The sequence below is a fragment of the Arsenicicoccus sp. UBA6765 genome (assembly GCF_002453335.1).
GTDB lineage: Bacteria > Actinomycetota > Actinomycetes > Actinomycetales > Dermatophilaceae > Arsenicicoccus > Arsenicicoccus bolidensis.
The window spans coordinates 136899-160542 of record NZ_DKGR01000017.1; the positions used below are offsets into that span (position 1 = coordinate 136899).

Annotated in this window: 21 protein-coding genes; 7 read left to right on the top strand and 14 right to left on the bottom strand. The window is 66.9% G+C overall.

Features of this window, described 5'->3' with window-relative positions:
• Window positions 1-50 precede the first annotated feature (50 nt).
• Genes B4K29_RS03580 through B4K29_RS03605 form a run of 6 tightly spaced genes read left to right on the top strand, consistent with a single transcriptional unit; the run spans window position 51 to window position 6366 of the window.
• Window positions 51-1283: a glycosyltransferase family 4 protein gene (locus tag B4K29_RS03580; RefSeq protein WP_286966404.1), complete on the top strand. Its 1233-nt coding sequence runs from the start codon at window positions 51-53 to the stop codon at window positions 1281-1283.
• A complete protein-coding gene (locus B4K29_RS03585; RefSeq protein WP_286966405.1) occupies window positions 1283-2314 on the top strand; it encodes a polysaccharide biosynthesis protein in 1032 nt (343 codons plus the stop codon). Before B4K29_RS03580 ends, B4K29_RS03585 begins: the two co-directional genes overlap by 1 nt.
• The gene (locus B4K29_RS03590) at window positions 2311-3408 is read left to right on the top strand and encodes an NAD-dependent epimerase/dehydratase family protein (RefSeq protein WP_286966406.1); all 1098 of its coding nucleotides are present in this window, start codon (window positions 2311-2313) and stop codon (window positions 3406-3408) included. The genes B4K29_RS03585 and B4K29_RS03590 overlap by 4 nt, the downstream gene beginning before the upstream one ends.
• Window positions 3405-4010 carry a GNAT family N-acetyltransferase gene (locus B4K29_RS03595; protein WP_286966407.1) on the top strand — a complete coding sequence of 202 codons (606 nt, stop codon included), beginning with the start codon at window positions 3405-3407 and terminating at the stop codon, window positions 4008-4010. Before B4K29_RS03590 ends, B4K29_RS03595 begins: the two co-directional genes overlap by 4 nt.
• A complete protein-coding gene (gene wecB / locus B4K29_RS03600; RefSeq protein WP_286966408.1) occupies window positions 4007-5146 on the top strand; it encodes a non-hydrolyzing UDP-N-acetylglucosamine 2-epimerase in 1140 nt (379 codons plus the stop codon). Before B4K29_RS03595 ends, wecB begins: the two co-directional genes overlap by 4 nt.
• Window positions 5143-6366, top strand: coding sequence for a glycosyltransferase (locus B4K29_RS03605; RefSeq protein WP_286966409.1), 1224 nt, complete (start codon window positions 5143-5145; stop codon window positions 6364-6366). The genes wecB and B4K29_RS03605 overlap by 4 nt, the downstream gene beginning before the upstream one ends.
• A 67-nt stretch (window positions 6367-6433) precedes the next feature.
• Here B4K29_RS03605 and B4K29_RS03610 read toward each other — a convergent pair whose 3' ends face one another.
• From B4K29_RS03610 to B4K29_RS03630, 5 genes are all read right to left on the bottom strand, one after another.
• Window positions 6434-7816 (bottom strand): hypothetical protein, encoded by a 1383-nt coding sequence (locus B4K29_RS03610; protein ID WP_286966410.1) that lies wholly within the window; start codon window positions 7814-7816, stop codon window positions 6434-6436.
• 52 nt (window positions 7817-7868) lie between these two features.
• A complete protein-coding gene (locus tag B4K29_RS03615; RefSeq protein WP_286966411.1) occupies window positions 7869-9200 on the bottom strand; it encodes a hypothetical protein in 1332 nt (443 codons plus the stop codon).
• Between the two features lie 82 nt (window positions 9201-9282).
• Window positions 9283-10452 carry a glycosyltransferase family 4 protein gene (locus B4K29_RS03620; RefSeq protein ID WP_286966412.1) on the bottom strand — a complete coding sequence of 390 codons (1170 nt, stop codon included), beginning with the start codon at window positions 10450-10452 and terminating at the stop codon, window positions 9283-9285.
• Window positions 10449-10910, bottom strand: coding sequence for a CatB-related O-acetyltransferase (locus B4K29_RS03625; RefSeq protein WP_286966413.1), 462 nt, complete (start codon window positions 10908-10910; stop codon window positions 10449-10451). The genes B4K29_RS03620 and B4K29_RS03625 overlap by 4 nt, the downstream gene beginning before the upstream one ends.
• Before the next feature lie 220 nt (window positions 10911-11130).
• A complete protein-coding gene (locus B4K29_RS03630) occupies window positions 11131-12390 on the bottom strand; it encodes a nucleotide sugar dehydrogenase (protein WP_286966414.1) in 1260 nt (419 codons plus the stop codon).
• A gap of 205 nt (window positions 12391-12595) precedes the next feature.
• Here B4K29_RS03630 and B4K29_RS03635 point away from each other — a divergent pair, with 205 nt between their 5' ends.
• On the top strand, window positions 12596-13495 hold the full coding sequence (locus B4K29_RS03635; protein WP_286966416.1) for an SGNH/GDSL hydrolase family protein: 900 nt from the start codon (window positions 12596-12598) through the stop codon (window positions 13493-13495).
• On the opposite strand, the gene alr is transcribed toward B4K29_RS03635, so the two are convergent.
• The 9 genes from alr to B4K29_RS03680 all read right to left on the bottom strand — a co-directional run bounded on the left by alr (window position 13480) and on the right by B4K29_RS03680 (window position 23644).
• Window positions 13480-14616 carry an alanine racemase gene (gene alr, locus B4K29_RS03640; protein ID WP_286966417.1) on the bottom strand — a complete coding sequence of 379 codons (1137 nt, stop codon included), beginning with the start codon at window positions 14614-14616 and terminating at the stop codon, window positions 13480-13482. The two genes, B4K29_RS03635 and alr, sit on opposite strands and share 16 nt — an antisense overlap.
• A gap of 7 nt (window positions 14617-14623) precedes the next feature.
• Window positions 14624-15745, bottom strand: coding sequence for an alanine racemase (locus B4K29_RS03645; RefSeq protein WP_029210267.1), 1122 nt, complete (start codon window positions 15743-15745; stop codon window positions 14624-14626).
• A complete protein-coding gene (locus tag B4K29_RS03650; protein ID WP_286966418.1) occupies window positions 15742-17148 on the bottom strand; it encodes a glutamate mutase L in 1407 nt (468 codons plus the stop codon). The genes B4K29_RS03645 and B4K29_RS03650 overlap by 4 nt, the downstream gene beginning before the upstream one ends.
• Before the next feature lie 84 nt (window positions 17149-17232).
• On the bottom strand, window positions 17233-19479 hold the full coding sequence (oraE, locus tag B4K29_RS03655) for a D-ornithine 4,5-aminomutase subunit OraE (protein ID WP_286966419.1): 2247 nt from the start codon (window positions 19477-19479) through the stop codon (window positions 17233-17235).
• Window positions 19476-19985 carry a D-ornithine 4,5-aminomutase subunit OraS gene (gene oraS, locus B4K29_RS03660; protein ID WP_029210264.1) on the bottom strand — a complete coding sequence of 170 codons (510 nt, stop codon included), beginning with the start codon at window positions 19983-19985 and terminating at the stop codon, window positions 19476-19478. Before oraS ends, oraE begins: the two co-directional genes overlap by 4 nt.
• 2 nt (window positions 19986-19987) lie before the next feature.
• Window positions 19988-21433: a 2-amino-4-oxopentanoate thiolase subunit OrtB gene (gene ortB / locus B4K29_RS03665; RefSeq protein ID WP_286966421.1), complete on the bottom strand. Its 1446-nt coding sequence runs from the start codon at window positions 21431-21433 to the stop codon at window positions 19988-19990.
• Window positions 21430-21720, bottom strand: a complete 291-nt coding sequence (gene ortA / locus B4K29_RS03670; protein ID WP_239263952.1) for a 2-amino-4-oxopentanoate thiolase subunit OrtA — start codon at window positions 21718-21720, stop codon at window positions 21430-21432. The genes ortB and ortA overlap by 4 nt, the downstream gene beginning before the upstream one ends.
• Window positions 21721-21747: 27 nt before the next feature.
• Entirely contained in the window at window positions 21748-22785 is a 1038-nt protein-coding gene (ord, locus tag B4K29_RS03675) for a 2,4-diaminopentanoate dehydrogenase (RefSeq protein ID WP_286966423.1), read from the bottom strand.
• A 589-nt stretch (window positions 22786-23374) separates the two neighbouring features.
• Window positions 23375-23644 (bottom strand): hypothetical protein, encoded by a 270-nt coding sequence (locus tag B4K29_RS03680; protein WP_286966425.1) that lies wholly within the window; start codon window positions 23642-23644, stop codon window positions 23375-23377.

Here is a 23644-nt window from a genome sequence, read left to right on the forward strand (position 1 = left end):
GATTACACTGCGTGTTGGTCCTGTCAGTCGATCGGTCGGAGGAGGCATCGGTGCGTCTTGGACTGCTCACGCAGTGGTACGAACCCGAGCCGGGACCAGCTGCCCTCCCTTCCGCGCTGGCGCGCGCTCTGGCGGCGCGCGGACACGACGTCCACGTAGTCACCGGGTATCCCAACTACCCCACCGGCCACGTCGCCGACGGCTACCGCATCCGACGTCGTGACGACCAAGTGGTGGAGGGCGTCCACGTCCGCCGGGTGGCTCTCTATCCCAGCCACGACTCGTCCACGGCCCGCCGAGCACTCAACTACGCATCGTTCGGCGCTTCCTCCCTCGTTAACGGCCTCTCGACCCTCCGAGGGATGGACGCCGTGTGGGTCAACTACTCCCCCGTGACCGTGGCCCCCTCCATGTGGGCTGCCCGATACCTGCTTGGGGTGCCTCTCGTCACGCACGTCCTGGACCTGTGGCCTGACACGGTTGCGGCCTCAGGGCGCAGCCGGGGTGTCGCGGGCGACGTCGCGATGCGCGGCCTCGACGGCTGGTGCCGCGCGATGTACGCAGCCTCGTCCTCGGTTGCCTACATCTCGCCCGGCGTCGGCGACATCCTTCTCCGGCGTGGGGTCCCCAAGCACAAGCTCAGCTATGCGCCGATGTGGGCCGACGAGGCGACCTTCCACCCCGGGGGGCGGTCGATGCGGACCCGGCTGGGCCTGTCCGACCACCAGGTGGTCCTGCTCTATGCCGGCGCCATGGGCGAGGCGCAGGGGCTGGACACGCTGATCGAGGCCTGTGCGCTGGTGCGTGACCCGCGATTCGTGTGCGTCATGGCCGGGTCCGGCACCCACGAGACCCGGCTGCGCGACCTCGCCCGGCGGCTAGGAGCCGACAACGTGCGGTTCATCGGACGCGTCCCGCAATCGTCCATGACCGACCTGATGGCGACGGCCGACGCCTCCTACCTCAGTCTCCGCGACCACCCCCTGTCCGACGTCACCATGCCCAGCAAGTGCCAGGCATCCCTGGCCGCCGGGCTGCCCGTCGTCGCAGCGGCCGGCGGGGACGTGGGCCGAGTGGTCGCAGAAGCCGGGGGGTGGGCCATTGTCAGCGACGGTCCGCGGGCTATCGCGGACGTGCTCCAGGGGCTAGGACACCTCTCCCCGGGCGAGAGGCACGATCGGGCACGGAGTGCCCGCCAGTACTACGTGGATGAGTTCTCCCTCGCACGGGGGGTGGACCGCGTCGAGCGGCTTCTTATCGAGGCCACAGGAGGAACCAACTGATGTCTGGGCTGTCTTTGTCCTCGGCCACCGTCACCATCACGGGAGGCACGGGATCGTTCGGCAAGACCATGGCGCGTCACCTGCTCGACCGTGACGCCGCCGAGGTGCACATCCTCAGTCGCGACGAGGCCAAGCAGGACCAGATGCGCAAGGACTTCGGCGACGATCGCCTCAAGTTCTTCCTCGGCGACGTCCGTGACATCGACAGCGTCGCCGCCGCCGTGCGCGGTTCCGACTTCGTCTTCCACGCGGCGGCGCTCAAGCAGGTCCCGTCGTGCGAGTTCTTCCCCCAGCAGGCGGTCAAGACCAACGTCCAGGGCAGCCACAACGTGATCGAGGCGTCGGCGGCCGCCGGGGTCCGCACGGTCGTGTGCCTCAGCACGGACAAGGCGGTCTATCCCGTCAACGCCATGGGGATGTCCAAGGCGCTGATGGAGAAGACAGCCCAGGCCTACGCCCGCAACAACCCCCGCAGCAAGACGACCGTCGCGATCACGCGCTACGGCAACGTCATGTACTCCCGCGGCTCGGTCATCCCCCTCTTCGTCGACCAGCTGCGCACGGGCAAGCCCCTGACGATCACGGACCCGGACATGACGCGCTTCCTCATGTCGCTCGCGGACTCCGTCGACCTCGTGCTCCACGCCTTCGAGCACGCCGAGCCCGGAGACCTGTTCGTGCGCAAGGCGGCGGCCAGCACCGTTGACGTGCTGGCCCGCGCGGTCGCCTCTCTCCTCGGTGACGACTCCCCCACCATCGACGTCATCGGCACCCGGCACGGGGAGAAGCTGCACGAGACCCTCCTGTCCTGGGAGGAGGTCCTGCGGTCCTCCGACGAAGGTGACTACTTCCGGGTGCCGCTGGACGCCAGGTCCCTGCAGTACGAGAAGTACGTCGAGGAGGGCGAGGACAAGCCCCGCATGCTCGAGGCCTACAACTCGGCCAACACGACCCGTCTGGACGTCGAGCAGACCAAGGAGCTCCTGCAAACGCTCCCCGAGGTTCGTCTGTTGCTGGAGCGTGGCCTGTGAAGGTTCTCCTCACCGGGGCAGGCGGCTTCCTCGGCTGGCACACGCGGGTCCGTCTGGCGGCGATCACCGACCACGAGGTCGTGACCGTCGACCGCGAGTCCTTCGGTCGTCTGACGGAGCTGGCACAGGGCTGTGACGCCGTGCTGCACGTGGCCGGGGTCAACCGGGCGTCCGACGAGGAGGTCGAGCGCGGCAACGTCGAGCTCGCGGAGGCCGTCGCCGAGGCCGTCCGCAGCTCGGGCTCGATCGGCACCGTCGTCTACGCGAACACGGTTCACGCGGGCGCCGACTCGGCATACGGCCGAGGCAAGTCCCAGGCGACCGAGGCCCTCCGGGCGAGCGGAGCCAAGGTCGTCGACGTCCGGTTGCCCAACCTGTTCGGCGAGCACGGCCGGCCGGGCTACAACTCCTTCGTCGCGACCTTCGCCCACGCCGTCGCCCGCGACCAGGCCCCGAAGTCTGTGCAGGACAAGGAGATCGGACTCCTTCACGTGCAGGACGCCGCGCAGGTCCTCATCGACGCCCTCGCCACGGACCAGGCCGAGCTGGCGCCTGAGCCCCACCCGACGTCGGTGCAGGAGGTCCTGGACAAGCTGGTGTGCTTCCGTGAGACCTACCGCACCGGCGACATCCCTGCCCTGCCAACCGACTTCGACGTCAACCTCTTCAACACCCTTCGCGCGGCGCTCTTCCCCCAGGCCTACCCCATCCAGCTCACACCCCACAGCGATGACCGGGGCCGGCTGGTCGAGACCGTGCGCAGCCACGGCGGGCAGGGGCAGACCTTCGTGTCGACGACGCGGTGCGGCATCACCCGGGGCGAGCACTACCACCTCGGCAAGATCGAGCGCTTCGTCGTGCTCGGTGGGCGCGCTCGCATCTCCCTCCGCCGTGTGTTCCACGACGACGTCATCGACTTCGAGGTCGACGGGTCCAACCCGGTGGCCATCGACATGCCGACCATGTGGGTCCACAACATCACCAACGTCGGAGAAACCGAGCTCCTCACGCAGTTCTGGACGCACACCCTCTTCGATCCGCAGGCACCAGACACCTTCTGGGAGCCGGTCCGGCAGAAGGCCCGGCCGTCATGACCGCAACCATCGCTCCGCTGCATCCTGCGGACGTCGAGCAGCTCGTCGCAGTTCACCGGCGGGCGTTCCCATCGTTCTTCCTCAGCCAGCTCGGACCCGCTTTCCTCGCCCAGTTCTACCGCGGCTTCCTGACGGATCCGACCAGCGTGACTGCCGTGGCGCGGGACGATCACGGGCGGGTGGTGGGCGGGGTGGTGGGCACCACCGCCCCCGGGGGCTTCTTCCGCCGGCTCCTCGTCCGCCGCCTCCCAGGGTTCGCACTCGCGAGTGCACAAGCCGCAGTCGCGGATCCCCGCCGGGTTCCCCGACTCCTCCGCGGCGCCGCCTACCGCGGAGAGGCGGGCTCCACGACGGACGGCGCCCTGCTCTCCTCCATCTGCGTCGACCCCGTCGCCCAGGGAAGCGGGGTCGGACACCAAATCATCGACCGCTGGTGCGCGGAAGCCCGCTCCCGCGGGGCCCACCGGGCGTTCCTCACCACGGATGCCGATGGCAACGACGCGGTCAACGACTTCTACAACCGCGCGGGTTGGCAGCACACCCACACGTTCACCACCCCGGAGGGGCGCAGGATGAACCGCTATGAGAAGGAGCTCGGATGAGCGCACGGCTGAAGGTCATGACGGTGGTCGGCACCCGGCCCGAGCTGATCCGGCTGTCCCGGGTCCTCGCCCGTCTCGACGAGACCGTCGAGCACGTCCTGGTGCACACCGGCCAGAACTACGACTACACGCTCAACCAGGTGTTCTTCGACGACCTGGGGATCCGTCAGCCCGACCACATGCTCGGGGTGGACACTTCGTCGTTAGGGCACGTGCTAGGTGAGACCCTCATCAAGACTGAGGAGGTCCTGAGGGCCGAGCGTCCCGATGCGATGCTCGTCCTGGGCGACACCAACTCGTGCATCGCCGCAGTGATGGCCAAACGGATGCGGATTCCCGTCTACCACATGGAGGCCGGCAACCGCTGCTTCGACGAGAACGTTCCGGAGGAGACCAACCGCCGGCTCGTCGATCACGTCGCCGACTTCAACCTCGTCTACACCGAGCACGCCCGACGCAATCTTCTCTCGGAGGGGCTTCACCCGCGTCGAATCCTGCTCACCGGCTCCCCGATGGGAGAGGTGCTAGAGCACTACCGCCCGCAGATCGAGGCGTCCGACGTACTGTCCCGACTGGGGCTGACGGGCCGAGGCTACTTCCTCGTCTCGGCCCATCGTGAAGAGAACGTGGACTCGCCCGAGCGGCTGCGTCAACTCGTGGACTGCCTCGTCCGAGTACACGAAGCGTTCGAGCTCCCCGTCTTCGTGTCCACCCACCCGAGGACGCGCAAGCGACTCGAGGCGCTGGAGGACTGGTCAGCGCCCGAAGGCATCACCTTCCACGACCCCCTCGGCTTTCACGACTACAACCACCTGCAGCTGCACAGCGCAAGCGTGCTGTCCGACTCCGGCACCATCGCGGAGGAGTCGACCATCTTGGGCTTTCCGGCCGTAACAATGCGCGACTCCATCGAGCGGCCAGAGGCCCTCGACACGGGCGGGATCATCATGACCGGACTGGATCCCGACGACGTCGAAGCCGCCGTGTGTGACGTCATGGCGCACCCCAACACATCGGCCGACACGAAACCGGCAACCCTCCCAGCGGACTATGCAATCACCACGACCTCTGACCGGGTGGTCCGCTTCATCTTGTCGACCGCACGCCGCCACAAGGGCTGGAGCGGACTGCGATGAACACTCTCAGCAAGGTTCATGTCACCTATGTGTCGTCGTTGATCACAGAAGCCGATTTCTCGCGCAACTTCGACCGGGGGCGTGGAATCCCGTCTATGGCTGCCCAGAAGTTCCATCGCCTCCTGACAGAGGGACTTGCCCAGGACCGCCGGGTGGCCAGCGTCCACGCGGTCAGTACCCCACCCATCACACGCAAGGCAACCTCGAGGATCCTGCACCCAATACGCCGCGCCGAACAACGCGGCGTACGCTACACAACCGTGCCTTTTGTCAACATGCCAATCATGCGGCAGGCAAGTTCAGCCCTGGCTACGGCGTTCATGACCGCACGCGCACAGCGAGGCAGCAATCACTTTGTCATATGCGATGCCCTCTGCGGCGCGCCGTCCATCGGTGCTCTCCTGGCCGGGAAGTTGTCGGGCACCCCAGTCGTCGGCGTCTTGACCGACGTTCCGCAGCACCGCCCGGCCGTCGGCAACCTGGCAACCCGCATGCGGAGCGCAGCGGCGAGCCTCGCAGCACGGTCCTGGCTTCCGCTTTTCGATGCCTATCTCCTGCTGACGGAGCCCATGAATGACCTCGTCAACCCTCGAGGGCTCCCCCACCTGGTCATGGAGGGCTTGGTCGACGCAAACCCGTCCCTAGAGATCGTTGCGCCCGATCATGCGTACGATGACAATGGCACTCGCGTTCTCTTGTACACCGGTTCAACACACAAGGTCTACGGCCTCCCTCAACTCATCCAGGCGTTCATGGATCTCAATCCGCCCCGATGGGAACTCCACATTTGTGGCCAAGGCGACATGGACGGAGAGCTACGCGGTCTCGCCGAAAGGCACAGAAACCTGGTATTTCACGGCGTGGTTCCCAACCGGGAATCCGTCGAAAGACAGGAACACGCGACCCTACTGGTGAACCCCCGCCCTACCGAGGCGGAATACACCAAATTCTCCTTCCCCTCTAAAAACATGGAATACATGGCTTCGGGTACACCAGTGCTTACCACCGCACTGCCCGGGATGCCACCGGACTACCACCAACACGTATTCATCATCCAGGACGAGACCGTTCAGGGCTACCGACGAGCCCTAGAAACCGTGACGGGGATGCCTCTCCAGGTGCTGGCTCAGCGCGGTGCGTCCGCCAGGCAGTTCGTCCTCAGCAAAAAGAACAAGCAGGCTCAGGCAAGCCGGCTGGTGGATCTACTGCTTTCAGCCTGATTGGCATCTCCACCAAGGCACGACCGACAGTCGGCGCCAACCACCAGCCAGCAGCGTCGTCAGGCTCTCATCCTGCCCCCAGACGGCGCGTCAGCATGCCGATCGCCGCCCCCGTGTGGCTCCGGGTGCAAAGCCCCAACGCAAGCAAAACGCACAAGTAGCTGACCACCGACACGGGTAGCGCACCAGACCGCAGGTGCAGCCATCCAGGCGCGGTAGTGCAGACCACAAACGCAACGACTACCACCAGCTCAACCAGGTCCCATCGATGAACAACGAGCGCGCGACCACCCAGTTCAACCCGCCACCAAATTGACTGCCAAATACCGTAGCCAACGAGCACCAACACCGACAGCCCGACGACCGAGTACGTCATCGACACCGCGGCAGCGGCAACGACCCAATTGATCAGCATGCCACTCGCGGCCATGATGACCAGGCGCCAGAGCCGCTCCCGCGCCCGCATCACATTGCACAGGAGCAGCAAGTGCTTGCTCTGGAAGATCAGCAGGGGGAATAGGAATACCAGAAAGTCTAGACTGTCAATGAAGGAGGGGTAGAACTTGGTTATGAGAAAGTCTGCAAGGAAGTAGAACAGAAGCAAGACGCTCCCAGCAACGACCAGCGTGGAGTGGGCTCTTTGAACCACGCCCACCTGGTCCCTCTCAGCGACCCGGGCCAACATAGGGAACGCAGCCTGCGAGACCGATGTAAGGACGGCGCCAGCGACGAAGACCACCGTCAGTGCGAAGGAGTAGAGCGCGAAGGACTCCGGACCGTAGTACCGCTCGACGACCAGCCTGCTTGGGATTACAATCGAACCACTAAGCAAGATGGACAACATTATGGGAAAACCCTGACTCGTCACCTCGCGGAACTCTGCAACCCTACTGCTTTCAACAGAAGGTGGCCTCAAGAAGATTCGTCTAGTCCGGCACCAAAGATAGACAAGCCGGGCAGCAGACGCCAGAACGCAAGCCGCTACATAGCCTCGATAGTCGTCGTACCCCGACACGACCAAACACAGCGTGCAACCCAGCAACACTAGCCGCTCAAGGATCGTCGAGTAGGCAACTACCTCCAGACTGCCAGCCAATTGCTGCACATATGTCATAAACCCCATGACACCGAAAAAGGTGAGACTGGCGGCTACGCCCAGTACTGCGAAGCGCTTCTGCGAGGGGAGATAGAGCGAAGTCAAAGCCACCGTCGATGCCGACAAGAAGCAAAGCACCACCACCGTGCGGAAGTGACCACCCAACTCACGCCTCTCGACATCCCCAAACGGGCGGCGAGCAAAGCGCTGGTAGATTCCATCGTTGAATCCCAACATGAAGAAGCCCGCAAATGACAGGTAGAGGCTAAAGAGCTGCCAGTAGGCGTAGCCCGAAAGACTCAGGGCCAAAGGCATGACCGCCGAGATGACGGACGTGATGACGAGCGACGCCATGGACGCCACCGAGATCGCCGCGAGCCCCCTCGCTGCGGACGCACCTCCAGACCTAGCCACGGCCAGCAACACGTCGACGGGCGGATCTTCCTGCTGAACGGGACGCAGACCTCGGCGGCCAGGCAACTCGGTGCCGAGTACCTAGCCACGCGAAGATGAGCGCGAATGTTCCGAAAAGTGCGTGCGGCTGACCAGCGATTTGATTGCTTGAGGATATCAACGCCACGAAGGCCGTCATCGGCGCCATCATGAGAGCGCCAAACAGATTTCCCCTCTCAACGTAATCCCGCCAGGCGCGCCCAAAGAGCATGAACATGCCATACAAAATGATTGGCACACCCAGGAGCGAAACGTCGTTGGCGATCCAAAGGTAGGCAGTGTGCCAGAGCGCGTGACTGTCATACCCCTGGCTGGCTTCCAGCTTTGCCTGGAAAGTTCGCGCCTGCAGCCCTGGGTCCAGCTCGCTCGCGTTATCCAGCAGGAAATAGGAGCCCCCGATCCCGTAAGTGGTCGAAAACGACTCATCTACCGCCAAGCGCAATGCGGCGTATCCATGGCTGACGTACATGGATATGCTCGCAAATACCGGCTGGAGTGGAGGCGGAGTGAGATTCCATAATGCACTGGACTCGTCAATGGGAACAGACCCGCCCTGAATAACCAGAAGTGATCGGAACTGGTCACCAATGCGACTCTTCATTGTATTGGCAAAAAAGGACAGGAAGAAAAAGACAAACAGTGCTGGCGCCAAAATCTTCCAGGCGCGTCCACCGAACATTTTTTGTCGCGCGCCGTTCTTGGCTGCAAAGCCCGCTCGCCTTATTAATATGAAGGCAACGAGCTGCGCCACAACATCGAATGCTCCGAAATTCTGCCCTCGAGCCACGGAGGCGAGAATCGAGCCTATCACCACAACCACGCCCAAAGCCCTCTTAGCCATGCTCGCACGCTCCCAGACCAATATGAGAAGCGGGACGTAGAGCCAGGCGATGAAGCCAAGGAGAACGTTGACATGATTCAAGACCCCCCAGATACCGGGCGGCGTTACCACGAAACGCTGTGAATAGTTCTCTTGAGCAGAACTCAAGCCAGTAACGACTTTGGAGACAAAAAGGCTCCAATCCAGCGAATAGTTCTGCGTGGCAATCACCAAGCGAATCGGGAAGAGCACGAGTGTGGCGAAGAACGCAAAGTTGAGGAGCCGGTCGATGTTGAATGACTTGACGCCCGTGTCGCCGTAGTGCCGCCGTGGTGGCCGAGTAGCGCCCCGGCGGAAGCCAGCGTAGATGGACAGGTTATAGAGCGCTACTAGGGCAAAGAGCACGACACTGTAGCGCATGGGGTAGGCCCATGGACCGAACACGAAAAGCACATAGGTCGCCATCGACCATGCGACCGCGATGCGGACGGGAGTAAGTCGGTTAACTCCGCCTCCCCTAGCCTTTCGCCTCGCCGGCCGGAGCACCTCACCTGAGGGATGCTTCAGCGATGTCCCCATAGAGGAACGCCCTTCTCTCAGGCCCCATCGCCCCACGCACCAACATGGGCAGGAGGTCGGGCTCTTCACCGAGCCGTCGAATGGTTGCGGCGATGGACTTAACGGATCCGGAGGGGAGAAGGAGGATGTTCGCACCGAAGTTGAGGTGTTCCGTCCCATCGATCCGTCGCACCATCAACGGCTTCCCCATCGCGACCGCCTGCTCCCACATGACTGAATGCAGGCCGGCAAACGCGACGACGTCGGCACTGGCGAGCGCTTCCATCGACCGCTCCGCCGATAGCCAGCCAAGCCAATGGATACGGGGAGAGTTCAGCAACTGTTCGAACTCTGAGCGATATTCATCAATGACAGTCCCAAAGACAGCCAGGTCCCACTCCTCTGGACTCTGACGGAAAGCTCTCAAAAAGTCCAGCATCTCCCGCTTGTTCTCGTCGACTTTCCCCCCAGTTACCATCAGCTTTCGCCCCCGCGGGAGGGAGAATGACTCTCGCAGCTCGCTGACGCTGCGAGCAGTGATCTTGTCCACAACCTCGTCATCCGCGCCCAATGGAAGCAACTGAATCCTGGTCGAGGGCAACCCGTAGACTTTCTCCAGGAATGCAACGCGGCTCGGCAGAACACCGTAGAACCGGACAGTGACCCCATCAAGAATCTTCGCGATCCATCGCCAAACGAGGCCGTGCAGAAAGCGCCGACTTGCCCAACCCATTGCGCTATTGTTGCTATCGGCGTGGTTATCGACGAACACCCGAACGTTCGGGTGTGCACGGGCGTAGCGCACCACGCGGAGTGCATCCAAGAACTGGGGGCCATGCACGAAGATGATGTCCGGCCTAGATTGATGCAGCTGCTTGCTTAGCCCTCGGTAGAGTCGAAGCCTACGTGAGAGCGGCAAGCGCGCATAGGCGATACGGCGTACAGGAATACCATCTTCATTGATGTACTGTCGCTCGTCTTCTTCTTCGAACAATCTGCCGCGATCGTTGAAGTTCAGGAGCGAGGCAAGTATTTCGACTTCCCACCCGTCGCGACGATGGGCGCGCGGAAGGAGATTCTCCTGGTAGGCGTATCCATCAATATAGAAACAGGCCAAGCAGACATGTAGGACTTTTCCTCTTCCCATGGCCTTCGTCACGTCAAGCCACCACGTTCAGACATGGCTCGTAGAGCAGCCAAAAAGGCCTCTGGATCATCGGCATCCGGCGCGATCTTCTGCAACACGCAGTCGGGAAGCTCCCACCACCGTGACGCGAGCAACGCGTCGATGATCTGTTCAGTAAAGCGGTAGCGAATGATCCGTGCCGGGTTACCCGCTGCGATAGCGTAGTCCGGGACATCTCGCGTCACCACGGCCCCAGCGCCAATGATGGCTCCCACGCCCACACTGCGACCGCCAAGTAGGATAGCCCCATTTCCGATCCACACGTCATGTGCAATCTTCGTTCGCGGCATTGGTGGAAATCCCCTCTCCACAAATGCGGTCCCGAGGACGCTGGCCGCACCTTGGAACATCGGCGACGTGGACACCCAGCTCGTCTCGTGAGTCGCTGATCCCAGGATATTGTTGTCGCCGATCGAGCAGAAGCTCCCCATGTCAACGCTCTGAATGAGGCATCCGCGTCCCACGTATGAGTACCGCTGGACGGTGCAGTCATACATTCGCGTCAGCCCCTTGACGGCCGCCGTGGAGTCGAGGTCGCTACCCCGTACCAGACTGAGCGGTGATATGCGATGGGCACCTCGCCGCCCCGTTGGGACCAGCGGCATTCTCGTCTTCCACACGCTCATGATCTCTTCACCTCGCAAGTGGCGCTCACAACCGCACCGCCCTGTCTGAACGGGTCGCGCCACGAGTGTCGAAGTAGCGTCGAGAGTTGCCTGCGATCTGCTGCAGGTCGAACCCCTGATGCGGCTGAAGCAGGATGACCAGGTCGTACGAACCCGCGCGTTCCGTCGGATTGTCTTCCCTAGGGAAGCCATCGCTGGCGGCTCGCCATTCGGTGACATAGGGGTCGGCATAGGACACAGCGGCCCCGAGACGAGCCAGTGCCCTGGCAACAGGCACCGCCGGACTCTCGCGATCGTCGGCAATGTTGGCTTTATACGTGACACCCAGGAGTAGGATTTGTGCCCCCCGCACCGCTAAGCCGTCGTCGTTGAGAATCTCTTGCGCCCTAAGAGCCACATAGCTCGGCATGCCGGCATTGATCTCCTGAGCCAGCTCAACGAATCGAAACGAATATCCAAGGCGCACACGGACCGTGTGCGCAAGGTAGTTTGGATCAATCGGTATGCAGTGCCCGCCAACGCCGGGCCCAGGGTAGAATGCCTGAAATCCAAAAGGCTTGGTCGCCGCAGCCCGGATCACCTCCCAGATGTCAATGTCCATGTCGTGGCAGAATCGGGCCATCTCATTCATCAGAGCGATGTTGATGTGCCGATAGGTGTTCTCCAACAACTTGGCCATCTCGGCCTCACGTGCAGAACGCACGGGTACAACCTCGTCGACGAAGCGGCCGTACATCTCCACGGCGGCCTCAGTGCTGGCCGCGTCACAGCCACCGACCACCTTGGGTGTGTTCTTCATCCCGTACTGGTCGTTGCCGGGGTCGATGCGTTCCGGGGAGAAGGCGAGGTGGAAGTCGTCCCCGCACCTAAGGCCCCCAGCCTCGAGCACGGACAGCACTTCACCGTCGGTCGTCCCGGGATAGGTCGTCGACTCGAGAACGATGAGCTGCCCCTTGCGCAGCTGCTTCGCCACCATCGACGTCGCGGCCCTGACTGCCGTCAGGTCAGGCCCTCCATCGGGCGACAGGGGCGTCGGCACACAGATGACGACCGCCCGCGAGCGCGACAGCACCGTCGCGTCCTGTGTTGCCTCGAACCCTGACGACAGCATCTCAGCGATGTCCGAATCCGACAGATCGTCAACGTGCGACCGTCCGGAGGTGAGACCCGTGATCACCTTGTCACTGAGGTCCAGCCCGGCCACGGCCATGCCCGCGCGGCAGGCCTCCAGTGCCAACGGCAAACCCACGTAGCCGAGTCCGATGACAACCAGGTCAAGATCCACGAATCCACCTTCAACGAGGGACGTCTATCGCTACGCAGCGTAGCGGGTTGATTACCCTGAGCGCACCTTTTCGGCACAATTGGCACATGTTGTGACTCCTGCGCAGGGGCCCGCCCGACTCTGCGGACTCGCGCCCATCAACGAAACCCGGCCCGCAGTCACGAAGCGTAGTTGCTCCTCGCTGAACGTAGTGCATCCTGGGGGCATGAGCCGTATCCCCGGGGCTGACATGGCCCTGACCGCCGCCCTCGTGGGCACGCTCGCCATCGGGGGCGCCGCCCTCGCCGGCTGGTCCCCGCTGTCCTCCGGCGCGGTGCCGAGCGCCGCGCCGACGGTTGCTGCACGAACGGCGGCGCCGGCTTCGCCGACCGCCAGCGCCTCCCCAGCGCCTACCGCCAGGGCGGTTGCGCCGATGCCCCGGCTCCAGGCGGACCGGCCGGCGACGTTGGCGATCCTGGGCGACGAGTCGAGCAACGGCACCAACGAGTGGGTCAACCTGGTCGGAGAGCGGTTCGGCGAGGAGCGGCGCACCCGCGTGCAGCGGATCAGGCAGACCGACGAGACCGGCTACAACGCCCCCATCCGCTACGGCGACGACGACCCGGACCTGACCGTGTGGAACGCCTCGCTCACCGGCGCCACCCCCGACATCACCGGGGACCGACTGCGGCGCTTCCTGCCCGAAGCCCCCGAGGTCGTGCTGCTGAGCCACGGTCGCCGGACCGACAGTGGCGCGGTCGCGGCGCAGCTTACCCGCACCCGCGAGGCGCTGGCGGCGGCATACCCCCGGGCCAAGGTCGTCGTCGTCCTCCAGCCTCCGCTGGCTGCCGAGGAGTATTCTCGGGCCCCGCTCAAGGCCGTGCGCGACTGGGCCGTCCAGCAGGGGCTCCCCACGATCGACGTGGCGGCTGCCTTCGCCGCGGCGCCGGCCTCACCGCGGCTCCAGGAGCCCGGCACCGACTCGCCCCTCACCGCGGAGGGGCAGGCGCTGTGGGCGGCCACGGTCCACCGGGCCCTGACCGCGCCCGCGCCGGGCCCCTCCCCCACGGCGACCCCGACCCCGACGGCCGCGACGAGGTCCGCCACCGCTCAGCCGTCGCGATAGGTCCGCTCGACCCGCTTGGCGATGTCGCAGGTCACCTCGTAGGTGATGGTGCCGAGCAGCTCGGCCATCTCGTCGGTCGTGATCTCCTGCGCCCCGGAGGTGCCCAGCAGCACGGCCTCGTCGCCGACGGACACCGGGCAGGGCTCGGACGCGGGCCCGGCGTCGATCATCGTCTGGTCCATGCACACCCGCCCCGCGATGGGGTGGCTCTGCCCGCCGACGAGCACGCGCCCCCGGTTGGACAGCAGCCGGTTGTAGCCGTCCGCGTAGCCGACGGGCATCGTCGCGATCCAACGCTCCTCGTCGGCGGACCAGGTGCGGCCGTAGCCGACGGACGTCCCGGCCGGCACCCGCTTGACGAAGCTGACGCGGGTGACCCAGCGGATCGCCTGGCGCAGCGCGATGGTTCGCGGCGTCGACGCGTCCGGGTAGTAGCCGTAGACCATGATCCCCGGCCGCACCATCGTCAGCCACGACGACGAGTGCCCCAGCACACCACCGGAGTTCGCGGCGTGCACGTGCTCGAGGCAGCGTCCGAGAGTGGCCTGCACCTCCTCGACGGTCCGGGCGAAGAGGGCGACCTGGTCCTCGGTGAACGCGTCCTGCGAGGCGGTGTCCGCCACCGGCATGTGGGTGAAGATGCCCTCCAGGCTGACGGATCCGAGGCCTTCGACGTATGCCGCGAGCGCCGCCGCCTCGCCCGCCGGCACCCCGATGCGCGCCATACCGGTGTCGACCTTGAGGTGCACCCTGGCGGGCCGCCCGACCTGCTCGGCCGCCGCCTGGAGCGCGTCCGCGCACTCGCGGGACGGGCAGGCCGTGACGACGTCGGCCGCGATCGCCGCCTCCATCTCGGCGCCGGGGAAGCAGTGCGACAGCTTGAGGATCGGCATCGTGATGCCGGCCGCCCGCAGCTCGAGCGCCTCCGGGACGGTCGCGATCCCCAGCCAGTCCGCGACGCCGGTGGCCTGGATCATCCGCGAGACCGCCACGGCCCCATGGCCGTACGCATCGGCCTTGACCGCCACGAGGATCGTCCGGTCGCCCACCTGCTCCCGGATCGCCTCGATGTTGGCGCGGATCGCGGACAGGTCCACCTCGGCGTGCGTCGCGTACAGCATGGGTCCGTTATCCCACACGCCAGGCAGACGGGTAGGCCCTGGGTCCACCGATGACCACCTTGTCGACGTACGGGCTGGTGGAGAGGGCGAGCAGCGCGGCGTAGTCGGGGTAGAACGCGATCTCGTCGCCCACCCGCAGGGAGCCGGCGTCGACCGCGTCCTCGACGTCGAGGATCATGTGGTCGCTGCTCGCCCCGAGGATCGAGATGTTGGGGTCGAGCGGGTCGAGCCCGTCGATGACGACGTCCTGGCGGCCGAGGTTGACGATGGCGCGCAGCCGGGTCCCGCGGTCCTCGAAGGCCGGCTCCTCGCCGAACGCGTTCTGCCCCCGCTTGCCGATCGGCACCGACGGCTTGCGCTCCAGCTCCACGACCTCCACCACGAGGCGCACCGTGTCCTGCCGCGTCCCCGGCCACGGGGAACGGTCAAAGACGTTGCGCCCCAGCACGATCGACTCCCCCATCCGGAAGTTGTCGATCTCGGCCGGCATGTGCCCCGACGCCAGGAACGGCAGCGAGGCGCTGTTGCCGCCCGACAGCATCGGCAGCTCCAGGCCGGTCGCGGCGCGGCAGGCCTCGCGGACGTCGACGAGCAGCGACATGTTCTCCTCGCTCGGCACCACGCCCCCGAAGCACGCGAGGTTGCAGCCCAGCCCCACGACCTCGATCCCCGGCAGCTGCGCCGCGCCGAACGCCACCTCCACCGCCCGGTCCGGCCACACGCCCTCGCGCAGGTCCCCCACGTCGACCATGAGGATCACCTGGTGCCGCTTGCCCGCCGCCACGGCCGCCTGCGACAGCACGTCCATCGTCTGCAGCGAGGAGTTGAGCGAGATGTCGGCGAACTCCACGATCTCGGCCGCCCGCGAGCGCTCCGAGATGCGCAGCAGCATGAGCGGCAGCTCGATCCCCCGCTCCCGCGTCTGGCGCAGGTTGTCGATGCGGGAGTCGGCGATCAGGTCGACGCCGCCCGCGACCATCGCGTCCACGACGGCGGGGTGCGCGCAGGTGACCTTGGCGACCCCCGCGACGGTGGCGCCGTGGTCGTGCGCCAGCTCGACGACCGACAGCGCGTTGTAGGTGATGCGGTCGGGATAGAGCTCGACGCGCGGCGTCGGGTGGCCGCTCACGGCCGCTCACCCTCGTCCGGCCCGGTCGCCCCGTCCACGCCAGCCACCCCGTCCAGCCCGGCCACCCCATCCATGCCGGTCACCCAGGCGCGGAAGGTCGCCCGCACCTCGTCCGGCAGCTCCGTCGCGATCGTCCCCAACGCCGAGAACAGGTAGTCCCGGTCCACCAGCACCCGCGCCGACGGCTCCGGCAGCAGGTGCGTCCCCACGCCCGTGCACACGGCCCGCAGCGCCTCGGACGACCCCTCGACCCGCGTCAGCGCGCCACCCGTGGCGACGACCCAGCGCACGGCGGTGAGGTCCTTGCCGCGGACGATCTGCTTCTTGCCCGTGGGGGTGTAGAGGTCGGTGAGCGTCCCCGCGTGCCGCCGCACCCCCACCTCGACGGCGCGCGCGCACAGCCAGCGGGTCAGCTCCCGCCCCCGCTCGTCGGCGGGCATCGCCTCGAGGTCGTCCAGCCGCGTCGCCCAGGACTCGTCGCCATAGGCCTCGACGACGTTGCGGGCGTTGACATAGACGCCGAGGTCGCCCTCGACGGTCCGCTTGGCGTGCGGCTCCGGGTCGATGACCTTGGCGGCATGCTCCATCGATCCCTCGGTGACCGAGTGGATGTCGGTGGTGGCCCCGCCCACGTCGACGACCAGGACGTCGCCCAGCTCCTCTGCGAACAGCTCGGCGCCCTTGAGCACCGCGCCCGGCGTCGGCAGGATCCCGTGGTCGGTCAGCTCGGCGAACCGCGCCATCCCCGGCGCCCGCGTGATGTGCCGGTTGAACACCTCGTGGATGAGCACCCGCAGCGGCTCCACGTCGAGCACGTCGACGTCGGGAAAGACGTTGTCGGCCACCATCAGCTCGACCCCGTGCTCCGCGAACGCCCGCGCCACCGCCCGCCGCGCCGCCACGTTGCCGGCATAGATCACCGGCACGCCGAGCTCGGCCGCGACGGGGGCCAGGGCCCGGGCGTTGGCGACCACGACCTGCTTCTCACCGTGGTCGACCCCACCCGCGAGCAGCACGATGCTGGGCGCGATCTCGCGCACCTCGTCGATGTCGTCCTCGTCCAGCGGCCCCGCGGTCACGAGCTTGACGATGGCGCCGGCGCCGAGGGAGGCCTCGCGCGCGGCCCGGGAGGTCATCGAGACGGTGAGCCCGTGCACCGTCATACGCAATCCGCCTGCGGCGGAGGAGGAGACGTATGTCGGCAGCCCGGCCACCGACACCCCGGCGTCCGCCTCGAGGGCGGCGATCGCGGCGTCGACGCCGAGGCCCACGTCACCGTCGGCGACCGACGTCGGCGCGAAGCCCTGCGCCACGTGCTCCAGCCGCGCGTCGGTGCGCCGGAAGCCGTTGACCTTGGTGATCGTGCTGCCGACCTCGATGGTCAGGATGTCGACGCTGCCCATCCACTTCTCCTTCCACCTACCGCGGGTAAAGGCATCGACCGGCCTTCGTTCGCCAGGCTGATGCCTTTACCCCCGGCGGGTCTCTCAGACCTGGCCGCGCGCCCTCAGCGTCTTGACCATGGCGTTGACGACGTGGATGCCCTTGGTGCCGCGGCCGAAGGTCGCGTCGAGCCCGGTCTCGGCCGCCATCTCGCGGTTGACCTGCGTGCCGCCGGCGATCAGCACCACGCGGTCGCGGATCCCCTTCTCCTGGCAGAGCTCGTGCAGCTTGCGCATCATCGTCCGGTGCACGTCGTTGTGGCTGATGATCGTGCTGATGAGGATCGCGTGGGCGCCGGTCTCGATGGCCGCGTCGACGATCTTGCCGAGCGGCACCGACGTGCCGAGGTAGTCGTACTTCACGCCGTACTTCTCGATGCCGCCGTGCTTGATGTCGAGGATCTCGCGCAGCCCGACGCTGTGCTCGTCCTCGCCGACCGTCCCGGCCACGACCCGCAGCCCGGCGTCGCCGACCGCCGCCCGCAGCTCGTCCTCGGGCAGCACGACCTCCTTCTCGGGGATCTTGAGCGTGGACCGGTCGATCGCAAAGGCCACCTTGCCCTTGACCTCGACGAAGGTCCCCTCGGAGGGGTGCATCGGCTGCAGGTTGACGACCTCGGGGTCGACCAGGCCCATCTGCTTGGCCATCTCGACGGCGTAGACGTCGGCGATGTCGGCGTTCTCCGGCACGAAGAGCTGGATCAGCACGGTGCCGTCGCCCGCCCACTCGGCCTCGGGCTTGATCATCCCGCCGCTGCGATAGGGCTTGGTCGCCTCGAGGCGGGCGTCGGCCGAGTCCTCCGGGTCGAGCTCGTCGATGTAGACGATCTTGTCGGGGTCGGACAGCGTGTCGCCGCCGATGGCCTCCTCGGGCCGCTCGATGCGGCGCCCGACCAGCTCGTGCACGAACTCCGGGATGTGGTTGTCACCGAAGTGGCAGGACACCGGCGCGAAGTAGTCGGGGTCGCGCTCGACGATCGAGCCGGCGCCGACGCCGCCCTGGCCGGCGCGGGCGATGCCGTCACCGTTGCGCTCGGGGTACTTCGCCGAGTCGACGAAGAAGCCCTTCTCCACCGCGGCGAAGTAGCCGCCCTGGTCGATGGCCTCCTCGAGGAACGCGACCGCGCGCACCTTGATGTCGCGGACCATCTCGCCGAGCGGGCCGTCGTGCTTGAGCCCCAGCAGCTCGTTGATCCCGTCCAGGCCGCTCCAGGTCTGCTTGACCGTCTGCAGGCCGCGGATGTTGTTGTAGTGCCAGGGCACGTTGCGGCCCTCGTCGGGCGTGATCGTCGACTGTATGTCGGCCCGGGTGAGCATCGAGATGAGCGTGTCGATGGTGTGGGTGCGGACGGCCTCCTCGATGTCCGCCTCGATGTAGCGCGTGTTCTGCTGCGCCCGCATCTTGAAGTCGGAGAACACGTCTCGCAGCGCCACGGCGTAGGGCAGGTCGTACCAGAGCTTGGGGGCGGGCGGGCTGTTGGGCGGCACCGTCGAGAGCCCGATGAGCTCCTTGGGCATGCCCACCATCACCGAGAACGCGCTGTTGATGCCGTGCTGCACCATGAGCTCCGGCATGACCAGCCACCCGGCCTTGGCGGTGGCGTTGGCGTTGTGCGCGCCGTCGATCTGGAAGATGCCGGCCCCGCTCATGACCCGCTTGGCCTCGGCCGCGTCCACGAAGGAGCGATACATGTTCACGTTGCGGTAGAGCACGTTGTACTGCGGGTCCTGGTGGGCGCCGTTGATGCCCTCCTCCGCGAACAGCACGGCCACCTCGGGCCCGGCGACGCCGGACACGTAGGAGTGGAAGTTGATCGGCCGCCCGACCTCGTCCTCGATCAGGTCGCACGCCTTGCGCGAGGCGCGGATCTGCTTGCGGGTGATGGGAACTCCGCCGATCCCCTCGGGCGTGCCCTCGAGCAGCCCGTCGATGTGCGACTGGCCCGTCGTGCGGATCACCATGAGGTGGTCGGCGCCGTGCCACGCGGCCATCCGCATCCGGCGGATGTCGTCCTCGAACCGGCCGCTCGCGATCTCCGTCGTCACCACGCACTTCGGCTGCGGGTCGATCCCGCCGAAGTACTTGCTCGCCGGCAGCCCCAGGCTCTTGGCCAGCGGCGTCGCCATGTCGCGGAAGTGGAACGGCCCCATGTCCACGCCCTCGGCCGGCGCCTCGCGCCACACCCAGCCCTTGCGGCGGGGACGGTAGGACTCCAGGTCGGACAGGATGTTCTCGATGTCGAGCTTGACGTTCTCGTCGAGCGGCCCGATCGGCTGCGCCTGCTGCGTCATCGCCGGGCTCCCTCGGTCGTGGTGGCGGGGGTCGACGCGGCTGAGGTCGGCGCGGCTGAGGTCGGCGTGAACAGGCCGTCCAGCACGGTGTCGTCGGCGGCGATCGCGGCGGCCGCGGCCCGCACGTCGACCCCGAGCTGGTGCGCGACCTTGAGCACGACGTGCCCGGCGCCCTTGCCGAGCAGGCCGCGGTCGTGGATCCGGTCGACCACGCCGTGGCTGCTGACCGAGTCGATCCCCATGCGCAGCAGGATGCTTCGCTCGATGGAGGGGCTCGTGTGCGTGCGGGCGAGCTCGACGACGGGCTCCATCATCTGGTGGCTCAGCTCCCAGAAGCGCGCCTTGAGCTGCTCGTCGCTGAGCGCGTCCAGCGCGACCCGGCGCTCCTCGAACTGCCGTGTGCGCCGGTCGATCTCGCCGCCGGCGACGTCACTGCCGGTGCCACTGGGGGTGCCGCTGGCGGTGTCGCCGCTGCTGCCATCGGGCTGGTGGGGCTGGGTGTCCATCGTCAGCTGCCTTCCGTGGTGGGGACGTTCGCGAGGACCCACTCGCGCGTGCTGTTGGTCTCAGCCGCGACATAGTCGACGTCCGTGTCGGTCCACGCCGCGGGGTCGAGGACCTTGGCGGCGTTCTTGAGATAGGAGCGGCGCAGCCGGTCCAGGTCCTGCGCCCTGCCCTGCACCTGAGTCAGGTTGTCCGGTATGACGATCCGCTGCCCCGGCACGTTGCCCGCAGGGTCTCCGGCGCTGATCTCGATGCCGCGCTCGCGGGCGAAGGACAGCTGCCGGTTGTGGTGCTTCCCGGCGCCCGTGTACTCCGTCTCCTGCACGACCACGGTCTCGTCCTCGCCGAGCTGCGCAGCCAGGGCGACCGCCGCGGTCAGGCTGGTGTTGCCCGCCGGGCCGCGCTCCAGACCCTCGAGCTTGGTGAGCAGCTCCGTGACGTAGAAGACCTCGCCCTGCGTCACCAGCTGGTAGTCGTCCATGTAGCGCAGGCTGCGAGCGGCGTTGCGCGGCACGTCGGTCCGGTCCGGCCAGGTCGCGAACGGCACCCCGAAGCCCGTGTGCCCGGTCGTGAACGACTTGCGGTTGAAGTCGACGTCCGAGGCCATGTGCAGCCCACCGAGATCCACCGAGCAGGCCACGACCGTGCTTGTCTCGCAACCGACCTCGCGCAGCCCGCGGGCCGTGCCCGTGAGGTTGCCGCCGCCGGCCTGGGTGACCACGACGGCGGTGGGCGGGGCGCCATACCGCTCCTGCACCTCGCGACCGATCTCGGCGCCCAGGGTCTCGACCCCGCGGATCCCGAAGGGGGTGTAGAGCGAGGCGTTGAAGAAGCCGGTCGTCTCGAGCGTCACGAGCATCTGGTAGAAGAGCTCGGGTCCGACCGAGAGTCGTTGCACCTCAGCGCCGTACGCCTCGCAGGCGCGGGACTTCTCGACGATCTCGGGCTGCCCGACGCCGTGGGAGTCGAAGACCTCCTGCAGCACGATGCAGCGCAGCCGCCGCATCGCCGCCTGGGACGCCACGGCCGCGCCGTAGTTGCCGCTGGTGGCGGTCGCGACGCCCGCGTAGCCGCGAGTCCTGGCCTCGTAGCAGGAGATCGACGCGCGCCGCGCCTTGAAGGACCCGGACGCGTTGGCCGCTTCGTCCTTGAGCAGGATGCGAGCGCCCTTGCCCGGCTTCGAGATTCGGCGCACGGCATCGGTGAGGTTGCACAGCTCGTGCAGCGGGGTGCGACCCACCTTGGTCTCGGCCTGGATCTCGGCGATCCGCTCGATCGTGTAGCCCGTGTCGGCCATCATCCGGTCGTAGTCGAAGGCCAGCGGCGTGAGCTCGTAGGTGTCGTAGTCGATCCCGAGCGCGCCGCGCATGATCTCGACCTTGCGGCCCATGACGGCGGCATAGCTCATGTCGCGGGCGGCGCCGCTGCCGCTGCGGGTCACGGCGGTCATCGCCACTCCTCGCCGAGGCCGATGTGGAGCAGCTCCGGCACGGTGGTGCCGAAGCTGTGCTCGTAGGACGGGTTGACCAGCCGCAGCGTCCCCGCGTGCTGGTGCCCGATGAGGCTCGTGATCGTCACCTCGTCGCCCAGGCGCGCCTCGGCGTCCAGGAAGCCCGACATCCGCAGGACGTAAGGGGTGCTGCGGGTCTCCTCCGGCAGCTGCGGCGACCGCTGCTCCGGCTCCAGCAGGACGCGCTCGATCTCGACCCACGCGCCCGCGGCGACGACGTCACTCATCACGAACCTCCCTGGCGCTCAACCACGTCAGACGCGGCGCGCGTAGGCGGAGTCGCCCATGAGGGCGGCCGGGACGGGGATGTCGAGCATGCTCTTGAGGCCCGGCGAGGCCTCCACGATCCGCGGGACGCAGTTGACCGCGATGCCCTTGGTGGCCGTGCCCCCGGCATACTCCGGGGTGATCTGCATCTGGATCGGCGGGGTGCCCTCGATGGTGATGTAGTCGCCGGTCCCCTGCCCCTCGAGCTCCGGCAGCACCTGCTGCGGGTGGACCAGCGTGAGGACGACCTCGTCGCCGCGGTAGCCGAGGAGCGTCTGCTTGCAGCCCGCCACCATGCCCGGCTCGACCACCACGTGCGGCGTCTCGCGGCGGACGGTGGAGATGATCGGCTCGCGGCGCTGCTCGATGCGGTCGACGCCGAGGCCGAGCGCGTCCGAGATCATCCGCGCGGACTCGGGGAAGCCGATGTGCCCGTCGACGCTGCCGTCCTCGACGCCCCGGCGGAACTCCTCCTCGGACAGGCCGACGCCCTGGGTGCGCATGACCGTCGGGCCGTATGGCGACAGGTCGTTGACGCGGGACGCCTCGATGCTGGTGACCTCGTGGCAGCCGGCCGTCAGCGCCACGACCAGCAGGTCCATGGACAGGCCCGGGTTGACGCCGGTGCCGATGATCGAGACGCCTCCCGCCTTGGCGAGCTCGTCCAGCTCACGCGCGAGCTCGGGGCTCTGCGCCTCGGGGGACGCCATCTCCTCGGCGATGGAGACGCAGTTGATGCCCGCGCGCAGGATCGTGCGCAGGTCGTCGATCTGCTCCTTGACCCAGGAGGTCGTCGCGATGACGACGCAGTCGACCTGGTCCTTGTCCAGCACGCTGCTCGGGTCGTCGGTGACGGTCACGCCGAGCGGCTCGATGCCGAGCACCGTGCCGAGGTCCTGGCCGACGTAGTCGGGGCGGCTGTCGATCCCGCCCACCAGCTGCAGGCCGCTCTTGCCGGCCACGAGCCTGGCCATGCCGCTGCCCATGGCTCCGAGACCCCACTGGACGACCCTGATCTGCCGCATCGCTGCTCCTCGTCGCGCGCGCCGGCGGGCCGGGCCAGATGGCGTGGCCCACGTCACCGCTGACGTCTCGCTCGCGAGGATACACACGAGAAATCGTCCCGCCGAGACGGGGTATGGCCGGACGTTGTCCCTGGTTGAGGGGTTATGCAGACCCTTTTGCGTGGTTGCGCTCATCCGCCCCCGGCGCCATGCATCCCCCCGCATGTCTACCTCAGGTAGTCACATCGGCCGGGGTTAGCACGCCAGGCGGATGTGACCACCTGAGGTAGTCACATCCGCCCGACTTCGCACCTCAGGCCGATGTGTCGAACCCGGGCGGATCCTGCCCGCTCGCCATCGCGGAAACCTGGGCACCGTCAGGCGTGCCCAGGTTTGCGCAATCCCAGGCATCGCAGCGCCTCACCCCGCGCCCGCCGTATGCCGGAGCGCGCCGCCTCGACCGCCGTCCCCGCCTCGACCGCCGTCGCCGTGTCGGCCGTCATCCCCGCCTCGGCCGTCATCCGCCGTCTCGGCGTCCATCTCCCGTCTGGTGCTGCAGCCCCAGACGGGGGCTGCAGCACCAGACGGGGAGCGGAGCTCGAGACGGAGGTCAGGTGGCGAGCGCCGCCAGCAGGACGTAGCCCGCCGCGAGGAGGGCGAGGACGAGTGCCAGCCCGTTGTTGAGCATGGCGATGCCGTCGTGCAGCCGGACGCTGCGCCATACGAAGGCCACGGCGATGGCGACGCTGATCAGCATCAGCCAGTCCCGCAGGAACACCGCGCCCAGCGCATCGCACACCAGGCCGACGCCCACGACGACCGTCGTCAGGATCCAGCCGTTGCGCACGGTCGCGGGGTCGCTCCACAGGTCACGCGCCAC

Excerpts from the sequence above, each read along its gene's own strand:
- B4K29_RS03610 (WP_286966410.1), bottom strand. The coding sequence starts at position 7,816 with ATGGCGTCGCTCGTCATCACGTCCGTCATCTCGGCGGTCATGCCTTTG.
- ortB (WP_286966421.1), bottom strand. The coding sequence starts at position 21,433 with ATGACCGCCGTGACCCGCAGCGGCAGCGGCGCCGCCCGCGACATGAGC.
- B4K29_RS03585 (WP_286966405.1), top strand. The coding sequence starts at position 1,283 with ATGTCTGGGCTGTCTTTGTCCTCGGCCACCGTCACCATCACGGGAGGC.
- oraS (WP_029210264.1), bottom strand. The coding sequence starts at position 19,985 with ATGGACACCCAGCCCCACCAGCCCGATGGCAGCAGCGGCGACACCGCC.
- B4K29_RS03615 (WP_286966411.1), bottom strand. The coding sequence starts at position 9,200 with ATGGCGACCTATGTGCTTTTCGTGTTCGGTCCATGGGCCTACCCCATG.
- B4K29_RS03650 (WP_286966418.1), bottom strand. The coding sequence starts at position 17,148 with ATGGGCAGCGTCGACATCCTGACCATCGAGGTCGGCAGCACGATCACC.
- wecB (WP_286966408.1), top strand. The coding sequence starts at position 4,007 with ATGAGCGCACGGCTGAAGGTCATGACGGTGGTCGGCACCCGGCCCGAG.
- oraE (WP_286966419.1), bottom strand. The coding sequence starts at position 19,479 with ATGACGCAGCAGGCGCAGCCGATCGGGCCGCTCGACGAGAACGTCAAG.
- B4K29_RS03605 (WP_286966409.1), top strand. The coding sequence starts at position 5,143 with ATGAACACTCTCAGCAAGGTTCATGTCACCTATGTGTCGTCGTTGATC.
- B4K29_RS03595 (WP_286966407.1), top strand. The coding sequence starts at position 3,405 with ATGACCGCAACCATCGCTCCGCTGCATCCTGCGGACGTCGAGCAGCTC.
- ortA (WP_239263952.1), bottom strand. The coding sequence starts at position 21,720 with ATGAGTGACGTCGTCGCCGCGGGCGCGTGGGTCGAGATCGAGCGCGTC.
- B4K29_RS03625 (WP_286966413.1), bottom strand. The coding sequence starts at position 10,910 with ATGGGGAGCTTCTGCTCGATCGGCGACAACAATATCCTGGGATCAGCG.
- ord (WP_286966423.1), bottom strand. The coding sequence starts at position 22,785 with ATGCGGCAGATCAGGGTCGTCCAGTGGGGTCTCGGAGCCATGGGCAGC.
- B4K29_RS03635 (WP_286966416.1), top strand. The coding sequence starts at position 12,596 with ATGAGCCGTATCCCCGGGGCTGACATGGCCCTGACCGCCGCCCTCGTG.
- alr (WP_286966417.1), bottom strand. The coding sequence starts at position 14,616 with ATGCTGTACGCGACGCACGCCGAGGTGGACCTGTCCGCGATCCGCGCC.